This is a genomic window from Ferruginibacter sp., assembly GCF_031391665.1.
Taxonomy (GTDB): Bacteria; Bacteroidota; Bacteroidia; order Chitinophagales; family Chitinophagaceae; genus Ferruginibacter.
On record NZ_JANMUN010000266.1, the window covers coordinates 1 to 10692 of the forward strand.

Below are 10692 nucleotides of genomic sequence, written 5' to 3' on the forward strand. Positions count from 1 at the left end.
GTAAACTTCAAAGTGTATTTTTATTTTGGTGAAGATAACGCATTTTAAGTTTAGGGGTTTAGGGTTTAGAAGTTTAGGGTTTAAGGGTTGAGAAGTTTAGGGTTTAGAGGTTTAGTATTTAAAAAACTTACCTTTACCTCAATACAAAATATTATGATAAAAGTTGGCGAATACAATAATTTAAAAGTAATACGTGAAGTGGCGTTTGGGGTTTATTTAGATGATGGCGCAGAAGGTATTTTATTACCCAAGCGCTTTATGCCCGAAAACATAAAAATTGGCGATGACATCAATGTTTTTTTATACCACGATGGCGAAGACCGCATGATTGCAACTACTCAAAAACCTAAAGGTATTTTGGGTGATATTGTAAAACTGCGAACGATAAGTGTAACACCGCAAGGCGCTTTTTTAGACAATGGTTTGATGAAAGATATTTTTGTGCCCAAAAGCAAACAGCAGCGTGGCATGATACCCAACGGCGAGTATTTGGTAAAAATTTATTTGGATGAACAAACAGGCCGCCTTGCTGCCACAGAAAAAATTGAACCTTTTTTAAGCAATGATGATTTAACTGTAAAAGTTTTGGATGAAGTGGATCTTACCGTTTACCGCCGCACCGATATTGGTTATGTTGTTATCATCAATAGTTTACACACGGGTGTATTGCACCACAACGAAATTTACCGGGATATTACCGCAGGAGATCAATTTAAAGGTTTTATAAAAAAGATTTATCCTGATAATAAAATTGATGTCGCTGCCGGCAAACCTGGCTACAACCGTGTGGAAGATGAAACACAAAAAATATTACGGTTACTGAATGAAAACGATGGTTACTTACCTTATTACGATAAAAGCGACCCGGAAGAAATTTATTCTTTTTTTGGTATGAGTAAAAAAACATTTAAAATGACGGTGGGCAATTTGTATAAACAAAAGAAAATTAGTTTGGAGAAGGCGGGGATTAGGTTGGTGTAGTTTTTTGGAATTGGGAATTTGGGATTAGGAATTAGGGTTTATACATTACGGTTTTTATAATTTCTAACAACCCGTTTTAATAAAAATTATTCGAGAATGGTGTAATCTACTTTCATTGGCACTATTTTTTTTGTTCCGTCAGCATCAATAAATTCAATTTTTACAGGCAATGAATATTTACCCGCTTTTAATTGGGTTTTGAATTTATACTTTGCAAAACCATCAATTGCGTCAGATTCAAAAACCTTGTTCCCAATAGTTATTTTGGGCTTTGCCGCATCATAAAAAGTTCCTATCCCTGCTGTTATTTCAATTTCATCTCCAGCTTTTAGATACTCGGAATTCTGAGATACTATAGCCTGAATACGCCTCCCAAAATTGCAGCCACTAAAAGATGTTTTCTCCAAGCAAAATCGTGTAAAATTATTCTCCATAACAACAATACTATTCTCAAATCTTCTAAGCATTGCAAGTGCAGCAATTGCTGGGGTATGTTTAAAATATTTTTCTGTAAAATCATTTTTTTTATCCACTTCAAACTTAAATTTAATTTGTTCCCCAAACTGTTTCTTTATCTCTGGATCAACAGCCAGCATATCCTCGGTATATTTTGTTAACTTTTTAAATAATTCGCTGCCTTTGTTTTTTTCTATAAACAAACGTTTTACTGCATCAATATTATCCTCATGAAAAACCATCTTTTCATTTTCCATTTTAATGCCTGCTTCGTTCTTCAAAGCTTTAATTAATGAATCTATGTAAATTTTTATTGAACCAGAAATATCTTTAATAAGCAGCGCTTTTGGTTGCCATATTAATCCACGTTCCACTGTGCTAACATCGGTCAACTTATCATTTATTGCATTATATATTTCTTTATTTGCAGATGCAATAGCAAAATTAGATTGAGTTAGTCCTTCTTCAGTAGCTTTAAACACTGCTAAAATACTGTCAGATTTATTTGAGCAAGAAAAAAACACAAAAGCAAAAGTTATCGCACCAATAAAACGCAGCATAAAATTTTATTTTCAGTAAGATAAAAATAAAACACTGTAGTAAAGGTTAAAATTTTTTAGACTCTAAAATCTAAATATTTGTACCTTCAAATTCATAATCATAAAATAAATAAAATGGATACCCGTAGAAAAAATATGGATGAATTGAGAGAAAAAATAATAATAGGGCTTGATCTTACCTGGAAAAAATTGCTTGAATCCAAACGTAAAACAAATAGTGAATTAGTATTTTCTAAAAACGGAAAAATCGTAAAAATAAAAGCCCGGGATATAAAAGATTAATCTCCAAATCATCTTATCCCAACTCAATCACACTAATCTCCGGCAACACTCCCACTCTTCCGGGATAACCAATAAAACCAAAACCACGGTTTACATTTAATTTTTGTTTGCCATCTTCATACACACCCGCCCATTGCTTATACATATATTGTACAGGGCTCCATTTAAAACCGGGTATCTCTACACCAAACTGCATGCCATGGGTATGGCCGCTCAGCATTAAATCAATATCAGGATATTTTTCTTTTACCTGAGCATCCCAGTGGCTGGGATCGTGGCTTAATAAAATTTTGAAAGGATATTTTTCTGTGCCGGCATGCGCCAAGTCCATTCGGCCATGTTTTGGAAACCTTGCTTTGGCACCCCAGTTTTCTATACCCAGCAATGCAATATGTTCGCCATCTTTTTCCAATGCCACATGCTCGTTCATCAACAACCGCCAGCCCAAACCGGCATGTACTTTTTTAAGGTCTTCTAAATTTTGTTCTTTAGTAATGCCGTTGAATGGCCAGCGTACATAATCGCCATAATCGTGGTTGCCAAAAGTGCTGTACACTCCCAGTGGCGCTTTTAGCAAACTAAAAATATCCATATAGTTTTCCATTTCAGTGGCCCTGTCGTTAACCAAATCTCCGGTAAATAAAATAATGTCGGGCTTTTCATTCATTATTTTTTCTACCCCATGCAACACAGCTTTTTTATCCATAAAACTGCCGCTGTGTATATCGCTGATGTGTACAATTTTTAATCCTTTAAATGCATTGGGCAAATTTTCAAAACTCAATTGCAATCTTTTAATATCGTACTTATATTTATTGGTAAAGCCGTAAAGCAAACTGCCAAATAATGTGGTGCCTGCGGCTAAACCCAACCAGTTTAAAAATGCTGAGCGGCTAATGCCTTCGCCGGTAAAATCGCTGGCCTCGCCTGCACCACTGCTGCTGAATAATTTTAAAGCACCCCACTGCACCCCTCTTCTTATATCATCAATTAAAAAGAAAACCCCAGCGGTAATTTTTGCTAAAAACAAACCAATTACAGTGGCAAATAAATAAGTCCTTACCTTCTTACCTAAAAAATCCTGATCGGTATAAACAAATAATAAAAAGCTGATGATGGCAATGGCGGTAAGGCCCCAGTAAACAGTATAAATAATTGTTTTTGCCTTTGGCGATAACGATTGACTGACTGATTTTACGGCCTGGAAAACATAAGTATCCAGCAACAGCATGATGGAGATAAAAATAATTACGCCTAAAGGTGTACGCATGTTTGAATTTGTAGTTAATTGTTTACAGTTATGAAATTAGACGTTTGAGCAACAAAAATGTTTTAACGAAATGGTAAAAATTATCCCCGCCTCCATTTTAAAAATTCATCAAGCTGATAATTGATAGCGTACAATGTCCCTGCATCTGTAAATTTTCCATCAGCATCCATTAAAGTATTTACTGAGGATAAAGGTAATTTATTGGGATGCACTGTAATTTTTAAGTAATTAAGAATATCGGCCAGATGATCCATGCCCCGTAAATTACCGGCCCGGCCTGTAGAATTCCCTGTTATTAATGCTTCTTTATTAAACCAGATATTGTGTGAGCTGCCTGTATCGAAAAGCATTTTTAAAACACCGGGAAAACTGCCATTGTATTCCGGCACAATAAAAATAAATGATGAAGTAGGTATCATGATCTCGTTTTCTATCTTTTCAAAACTGGACTCTCTTTGCATTAAATTAATTCCCTCCAACGAAAACAAATTTGCATCAACACCCTTTTCCTTTAAAATTCGCTGGTATTCTATTGCCACTTTAAGCGTATTACTTCCCAATCTGTTGGTTCCCGAAACTATTGTGAGCATTATTTATATATATTGTTTATAACTATAACAAAGATGTTGATTCTTTGTTGCCCAATATTATGCCGAATAGTTAAATTTGCCAACCTGACGGAAAAATTGACAGCTGTTAGATGACAGTATTTTGAAATTGCAACTTACTATCAACTGTCAACTTAATACTAACAACTAAGGAATATGGCAAGAATAATAGGAGTAGCAAATCAAAAAGGCGGTGTTGGCAAAACAACCACGGCTATTAATTTAGCTGCCAGTTTAGCTGTGCTGGAATATAAAACCCTGCTGGTAGATGCGGATCCGCAGGCCAACAGTACAACAGGCACCGGTTTCGATTTACATAATATTACCCTCAGCCTTTACGATTGTATGGTAAATGAAGCCAGGGTTAAAGATGTAATTCTAAAATCTGAAATTCCTTATTTAGATTTAGTGCCATCGCATATTGATTTGGTGGGTGCCGAAATTGAAATGATCAATTATCCTAACCGGGAAAGTGTTTTAAAAAATATTTTAGCTCCCATAAGAGATGAGTACGATTTTATTGTTATTGACTGCTCCCCTTCTTTAGGATTAATTACGGTTAATGCATTAACTGCAGCCGACAGCGTGGTAGTACCAGTACAAACAGAATTTTTTGCATTAGAAGGTTTGGGTAAATTATTAAACACTATAAAGATTGTACAAAACAGGCTGAACCCCGATTTAAAAATTGAAGGTATTTTAATGACGATGTACGATGGTCGTTTACGTTTGTGCAACCAGGTAGTTAGCGAAGTACGCCGCCATTTTGAAGATATTGTTTTCAGCAGTATTATACACCGTAATACAAGATTGAGCGAAGCACCAAGTTTTGGCAAACCGGTAATTTTATACGATGCCGACAGTAAAGGCTCTATCAATTATTTAAACCTTGCAAAAGAAATTTTACAAAAAAATAATCTTACTAAAATAAAAGAAGAAGACAGAAGTCTTGAGTGATAAGTTGTAAGTTCTAAGTTATAAGTAAACACAGCTTCATACTAGAACTCACTACTTAAAACTTACAATTTAAAACTTACAACTTAAATGACCCAACCAAATAAAAAAGACGCTCTCGGAAAAGGAATACGCAGTTTATTACAAAATATAGATTCCGATTTAAAAAATACTGCCGGCAGTTTAAGAACCGATGTTGTTGAGCAATCTACCACCTCATCCCGTGTTGCTTTAGAGCAAATTGAAGTAAACCCAAAACAACCCCGTAAAGATTTTGATGAAGTGGCGCTGAGTGAATTAGCAGCTTCGTTAAAGTTGCATGATATTATTCAGCCGCTTACCGTAAGTAAATTACCCAATGGTAAATACCGGTTAATAGCAGGTGAAAGAAGATTCAGAGCTGCAAAAATTGCTGGTTTAAAAGATGTGCCTGTTTATGTAAGGCAGGCTAATGATGTGCAGTTGCTGGAATTATCTTTGTTAGAAAATTTACAAAGAGAAAATTTAAATGCCATAGAAATTGCATTAAGTTATAAACGCCTGATGGATGAACTGGATTATACACAGGAACAAGTGGCAGAGCGAATGGGTAAAGACAGGAGCACAGTTACCAATTATATAAGATTATTAAAATTACCACCCGATATACAAATTGCAGTACGCAATGGTGCTATTTCAATGGGCCATGCAAGGGCTTTAATAAATGTTGATGTAATAGATAAACAATTGTACATTTTTAACGAGATAAAAAAACGCAGTTTATCTGTACGGCAAACAGAAGATTTGGTAAGGCAAATTTATACACCCCATGCTGTTAAAGTTGCTGTAAAAACAGAGATGCCACCTGCATTTAAAAAGATAGAAGATAATTTAGCATCTAACTTTAATACTAAAGTAAAATTAACACACAATAAAAAAGGCTACGGCTCAGTGTTATTTGAATATTATTCACTGGAGGAGTTAAATGCCCTGCTGGATAAATTTAAAATAACGGTTAGTTAATTTAAGTGTTAAATTAAAAACTGGCAGCCTTTGTCATCTTGAGCTTGTAGAAAGATGTTTAAAGGAAATGCAAACAGATTAAAAATTCATACCGGCTTCGACAAGCTCAGCCTGACAGCTCAAAGAAAGTAACATTTGCATTGAGTTGTTTTAAGAACATAAAGCGTAAATGACTTTTCTCAAATCAATATTTTTTTTATTTTTTTTATTTGCTGCAACTAAAGTTTTTGCACAGAAAGACACTTTAATTTTAAAGGACACCGGCAGTATTCAAAAAAATAAAAAAACAATTGTCAAAAAAGAAAAAACAAAAATTTTCTCAATTGATACTTCCAAGCCATACAATCCACGTGTAGCAATTTTACGTTCTGCAATTTTACCTGGCTGGGGGCAGTTTACCAATAAAAAATATTGGAAAATGCCGATCGTTTATGGTGCATTGGGTACTACTGCTTATATTTTTGTTAGAAATATAAAACAGTTTAGAGAAGCCAACAGCTCTTACAAAAATGCTATTGATGGTGATACCTCCAACGATAAATTAATTCCCGAACCTTACTACAGTGTACGCAGCAACCCCGACAGGATAAAAAATTTCAGGAACGAAGTGCGGCAAAATGTTGACTACTCCGTTTTATTTTTTATTGCATTTTGGGGATTGAATGTTGTTGATGCTGCAGTTGATGCTCACCTTAAAACTTTTGATGTAAGCGATAATTTAAGTTTACAAATAAAACCCGGCTACAGCCCCATGGCCAATACTAATGGCATAAGTTTGGTTTTAGATATTCACTCAAAAACTGCCAGGCGGTCTAAATGATTATATTTGTTTTTGTAAAAATTTTCAATAAATAATATTTAATGAGTACAACAGATAATTCTACGTTTAGCGAATCAGGGGGGTTAAAAATTGCATTGATCGGTTATGGTAAAATGGGTAAGGCTATTGAAGCAATTGCTTTGCAAAGAAACCATACTGCTGTTTTAAAAATTGATATTAATAACACCGATAGTTTTACTAAAGAAAATTTACAGCAATGCGATGTGGCCATTGAATTTACCGGGCCACACAGTGCTGTGGAAAATATTTTAAAATGTCTTGATGCAGGCATACCAGTGGTAAGCGGCAGCACCGGCTGGCTGGAACAATGGGAACTTATAAAAAATAAATGCGAAACATTGAATGGTGCACTTTTATATGCCAGCAATTTTAGTGTTGGTGTAAATATTTTTTTTGAGTTGAATAAAAAACTGGCACAACTCATGAGCCGTCAACCTGGTTATGAAGTGAGCATGGAAGAAATTCATCACACTCAAAAAAAAGATGCACCAAGCGGTACAGCGATAACATTGGCCGAACAAATTTTAGACAATAATTCCCTTAAAAAAAAGTGGATCAACGATATTGCAAAATATCCCAACGAGCTTTCTATAATAAGTAAACGAATTGATCCGGCACCCGGCACACACTCGGTAAAATACAGCAGTGCCATTGATGATATAGAAATTATACATACCGCACACAGCCGCACCGGCTTTGCAACAGGCGCTGTATTAGCCGCAGAGTTTTTACACCACAAAAAAGGAATTTACAACATGAAGGATGTATTAGGCTTAAAATAACTATCCACTATTTTGGATTCTAACGGGTAAAAAACTCTTGGAGGGTTATCTGAATCCCTGGCAAACTATTTATACTTTGCTAAACCCTCCAAGAGTTTCGCCAAGCTTCTTAAACTTAAATAATAATTTCCAAATAGCGGATAGTTATTGCTTATAATTTATATACATTGCAATTTGTTTATTAAATCTGCGTTTGTGTTTTCTTATACATATCTTTATAATAAGCAGTTATACAGGAATGAAAAGCCCAAAAATCTCTTTAGCCATAGTTGATGATCACCAGATAGTAATTGATGGATTAAAATCTTTACTGCAGGGGTACGATCAGTTTAAAGTAGTAATTGAATGTACACAACCATTGCAAATGCTGCAATTGCTCGAGCAAACAAAAGTGGATATTTTATTAACCGATGTTATGATGCCGGGCATGAACGGCGCTGAACTTTCTAAAGCCGTACACCAAAAATTTCCTTCAATAAAAATACTGGCACTTAGCATGAGTGGCCAGGGCGATTTGGTAAACCAGATGATTGACGATGCTGATATTGCCGGTTATGTTTTAAAAAATATTGGTAAGCAGGAATTGATTACTGCATTAGAAAAAATTTCGGGTGGCGGTATTTATTTTAGCGATGAAGTGCTGCATGAAATGACCAAAGCCAGCGAACTTAAAAAAGAAAGCGATGATGCACACCTTACTGCAAGAGAAATAGAAATTATAAAATTAATTGAAAAAGAAAATAACAATAAGCAAATTGCTGAACAGCTTTTTTTAAGCGAACGCACTGTAGAAACCCACCGCAAAAATATTTTTAGAAAAACAAAAACTTCAGGTGTTATTGGGCTGATTAAATATTCTTACGAGCATAAGTTAATTTAAGTCTGATACTATTTTCTTCATTTAAAAAAATGAAAAGTAAAATAAATAATAAAAGCGGCAAATGCCGCTTTTATTATTTATAAGAGTTGTAAAAGATTTTATTCTTCTGATGCACCACCAAATCTATACCCGATTGTAAAACCCAATCCGGTATTTTTTAATGATGAATTATCTTCGGGGGATATATTTGACAACCCAAGAGTATAATTAGCTTTTAAAACTAAATTATTACTAAATTGATAGCCAACTAAAAAATTAGCGCCAAAATCCAACCCCTTTAAATGAAACTTATTGTCAGTAGCATTTTTCTCGCCGTCAAATTTGATATCAGTATTATCTTCGGTAGTATTTGACCCGGCAGTAAATTTTGTTTTGTACTTGCCTGATATACCATAGCCAAGTGATGGGCCTGCGCCTGCAAATAAACCGCTTCCGCTAAATTTGTAAACCACATTTAAAGGAAGTTCAAGATAATTCATGGTAATTTTATATTCACTGGAAACTCCGCCAGAGCTCTCAGTTTTTTTACCCCCTTTTTGTATAAAATTTAATTCAGGGCGAAAAACTAATGAAGATGCAATGGGTATTTCTGCATTTACACCAACAGTTAATCCTACTTTTGTGTCAGACTTTTCAGTTGTTGTTTGGCCTCCACCAGTACTCTTGCTTGTAATCATAGCTCCGTTAATACCGGCGTGTGCGCCAAATGTAGTTTGTGCCTGTACGGCAAATGCTGCTGCTGATAAGGCAACGAATAGAACTGTTTTTTTCATGTTACGTAATTTTTGGTTAAAAATATAGCACAAATATCCCACTAAATTAGTAATCTTCAAAAATATTTAAAAAAAATGATGTACAACTAATGTGTAATTAGCATGTTATATAAATGTTAAACTTTAATGAAGACTATTTAAAAAACACAGTTAAGTGAAAATATTACACAGTTAAACGAAATAAATGCACAGTTAAAAACATACAGTTATAAGAATTCAAACAAAAAAATCCTGCTTCTCAGCAGGATTTTTCTTGAAATAATTATTGAAATTATTAAAATTTATAAGCCAATCTTATGCCTACCGAACCAAGGTTGGCATTGTTTTTTGAATAACCGTCATACTTTAAACTGGCATCAATAGCTTTGCCCGAATTGGCATTAAATTCGTAACCAACCACGGGAGAGTATGCAAAAGCAGTACCGCCATTATTATTAAAAAAACCGGCACCTAATTGCGCTAAACCATAAAAGCCACCAGATAAAAAATATTTTATACCAGCTTTTAGGGGAATAATACCTGCAGCTTTATATTTAATTCCTGCGCCTGCAGATTTACCTGCATACGACATGTAACCAGTAGTAAGTGTAATACTGGTAGTACCGCCAATATTATTTTCTGCCTGAATTGTAGCGCCAATGCCTACAGAGTGCGTATTGCTAAAATCTGCCGTCGCAAAACCAACTTCTGGCCCCACACTAAAATGGAATTTTTTATCATCGTTTTGGGCATGGGCGGCTGAACAAATTGCGGTAATGGCAATAACTGCAAAAATCTTTTTCATAAAAGTAAATTTTTTAAACACAAAATTAAGGCGTGTGGGTTAAACAATTATATTTAGTTGGTAAACGAATAGTTAAAACAAAAAAATGAATTTCAGTTTATAAATTATCCAGCATGTCTTTTACCATTGCCGGTAAATTATAATCTTCCTTCCAGCCCCAATTTTTTCTGGCAACAGTATCATCAATACTCTGCGGCCAGCTGTCGGCGATAGTTTGCCTGTAATCTGACTTGTAACTCATTTCAAACTCAGGAATATGTTTTTTTATTTCGGCAGCAATTTCTTTTGGCGAAAAACTCATGCCCGAAATATTGTACGAAGTACGCACAGCAATTTTTTCTGCAGGCGCTTCCATCAGTTCAATAGTTGCCCTTATTGCATCGGGCATATACATCATAGGCAGGTAAGTATCTTCTTTTAAAAAACATTCGTATTTTTTTTCTTCCAGCGCTTCATGAAAAATTTCGATAGCATAATCGGTGGTACCGCCGCCGGGTGCACTTTTATAACTTATTAAAC

The 10692-nt window shown here is 34.9% G+C and carries 13 protein-coding genes; 7 read left to right on the forward strand and 6 right to left on the reverse strand.

Annotation, left to right across the window (positions count from 1 at the left end):
- Window positions 1-153 precede the first annotated feature (153 nt).
- On the forward strand, window positions 154-981 hold the full coding sequence (locus tag ACY651_RS20485) for a CvfB family protein (protein WP_462255388.1): 828 nt from the start codon (window positions 154-156) through the stop codon (window positions 979-981).
- A gap of 86 nt (window positions 982-1067) precedes the next feature.
- On the opposite strand, the gene ACY651_RS20490 is transcribed toward ACY651_RS20485, so the two are convergent.
- Window positions 1068-1997: a hypothetical protein gene (locus ACY651_RS20490; protein WP_462255389.1), complete on the reverse strand. Its 930-nt coding sequence runs from the start codon at window positions 1995-1997 to the stop codon at window positions 1068-1070.
- Window positions 1998-2111: 114 nt separating this feature from the next.
- Here ACY651_RS20490 and ACY651_RS20495 point away from each other — a divergent pair, with 114 nt between their 5' ends.
- Complete coding sequence (locus tag ACY651_RS20495) at window positions 2112-2279, forward strand: hypothetical protein (protein WP_462255390.1); 168 nt, start codon at window positions 2112-2114, stop codon at window positions 2277-2279.
- A gap of 13 nt (window positions 2280-2292) precedes the next feature.
- Here ACY651_RS20495 and ACY651_RS20500 read toward each other — a convergent pair whose 3' ends face one another.
- Window positions 2293-3549 (reverse strand): metallophosphoesterase, encoded by a 1257-nt coding sequence (locus ACY651_RS20500; RefSeq protein WP_462255391.1) that lies wholly within the window; start codon window positions 3547-3549, stop codon window positions 2293-2295.
- Between the two features lie 80 nt (window positions 3550-3629).
- On the reverse strand, window positions 3630-4139 hold the full coding sequence (locus ACY651_RS20505) for an NADPH-dependent FMN reductase (protein ID WP_462255392.1): 510 nt from the start codon (window positions 4137-4139) through the stop codon (window positions 3630-3632).
- 174 nt (window positions 4140-4313) lie between these two features.
- Between ACY651_RS20505 and ACY651_RS20510 the strand changes: the two genes are divergently transcribed.
- From ACY651_RS20510 to ACY651_RS20530, 5 genes are all read left to right on the forward strand, one after another.
- Complete coding sequence (locus ACY651_RS20510; RefSeq protein ID WP_462255393.1) at window positions 4314-5114, forward strand: ParA family protein; 801 nt, start codon at window positions 4314-4316, stop codon at window positions 5112-5114.
- A gap of 87 nt (window positions 5115-5201) precedes the next feature.
- Window positions 5202-6113, forward strand: coding sequence for a ParB/RepB/Spo0J family partition protein (locus tag ACY651_RS20515; protein WP_462255394.1), 912 nt, complete (start codon window positions 5202-5204; stop codon window positions 6111-6113).
- Between the two features lie 169 nt (window positions 6114-6282).
- Entirely contained in the window at window positions 6283-6933 is a 651-nt protein-coding gene (locus ACY651_RS20520) for a DUF5683 domain-containing protein (RefSeq protein WP_462255395.1), read from the forward strand.
- Between the two features lie 41 nt (window positions 6934-6974).
- Window positions 6975-7736 (forward strand): 4-hydroxy-tetrahydrodipicolinate reductase, encoded by a 762-nt coding sequence (dapB, locus tag ACY651_RS20525; RefSeq protein ID WP_462255396.1) that lies wholly within the window; start codon window positions 6975-6977, stop codon window positions 7734-7736.
- 238 nt (window positions 7737-7974) lie between these two features.
- A complete protein-coding gene (locus ACY651_RS20530) occupies window positions 7975-8616 on the forward strand; it encodes a response regulator (RefSeq protein ID WP_462255397.1) in 642 nt (213 codons plus the stop codon).
- A gap of 98 nt (window positions 8617-8714) precedes the next feature.
- On the opposite strand, the gene ACY651_RS20535 is transcribed toward ACY651_RS20530, so the two are convergent.
- The 3 genes from ACY651_RS20535 to ACY651_RS20545 form a co-directional block, all read right to left on the reverse strand.
- On the reverse strand, window positions 8715-9389 hold the full coding sequence (locus ACY651_RS20535; RefSeq protein WP_462255398.1) for a porin family protein: 675 nt from the start codon (window positions 9387-9389) through the stop codon (window positions 8715-8717).
- Window positions 9390-9663: 274 nt separating this feature from the next.
- Window positions 9664-10173: a hypothetical protein gene (locus tag ACY651_RS20540; protein ID WP_462255399.1), complete on the reverse strand. Its 510-nt coding sequence runs from the start codon at window positions 10171-10173 to the stop codon at window positions 9664-9666.
- Between the two features lie 97 nt (window positions 10174-10270).
- The coding region (locus ACY651_RS20545) for a Rossmann-fold NAD(P)-binding domain-containing protein (protein WP_462255400.1) at window positions 10271-10692 on the reverse strand (422 nt) is incomplete at its 5' end.

Coding starts and splice junctions, on each gene's coding strand:
- ACY651_RS20485 (WP_462255388.1), top strand. CDS start 154: ATGATAAAAGTTGGCGAATACAATAATTTAAAAGTAATACGTGAAGTG.
- ACY651_RS20490 (WP_462255389.1), bottom strand. CDS start 1,997: ATGCTGCGTTTTATTGGTGCGATAACTTTTGCTTTTGTGTTTTTTTCT.
- ACY651_RS20495 (WP_462255390.1), top strand. CDS start 2,112: ATGGATACCCGTAGAAAAAATATGGATGAATTGAGAGAAAAAATAATA.
- ACY651_RS20500 (WP_462255391.1), bottom strand. CDS start 3,549: ATGCGTACACCTTTAGGCGTAATTATTTTTATCTCCATCATGCTGTTG.
- ACY651_RS20505 (WP_462255392.1), bottom strand. CDS start 4,139: ATGCTCACAATAGTTTCGGGAACCAACAGATTGGGAAGTAATACGCTT.
- ACY651_RS20510 (WP_462255393.1), top strand. CDS start 4,314: ATGGCAAGAATAATAGGAGTAGCAAATCAAAAAGGCGGTGTTGGCAAA.
- ACY651_RS20515 (WP_462255394.1), top strand. CDS start 5,202: ATGACCCAACCAAATAAAAAAGACGCTCTCGGAAAAGGAATACGCAGT.
- ACY651_RS20520 (WP_462255395.1), top strand. CDS start 6,283: ATGACTTTTCTCAAATCAATATTTTTTTTATTTTTTTTATTTGCTGCA.
- dapB (WP_462255396.1), top strand. CDS start 6,975: ATGAGTACAACAGATAATTCTACGTTTAGCGAATCAGGGGGGTTAAAA.
- ACY651_RS20530 (WP_462255397.1), top strand. CDS start 7,975: ATGAAAAGCCCAAAAATCTCTTTAGCCATAGTTGATGATCACCAGATA.
- ACY651_RS20535 (WP_462255398.1), bottom strand. CDS start 9,389: ATGAAAAAAACAGTTCTATTCGTTGCCTTATCAGCAGCAGCATTTGCC.
- ACY651_RS20540 (WP_462255399.1), bottom strand. CDS start 10,173: ATGAAAAAGATTTTTGCAGTTATTGCCATTACCGCAATTTGTTCAGCC.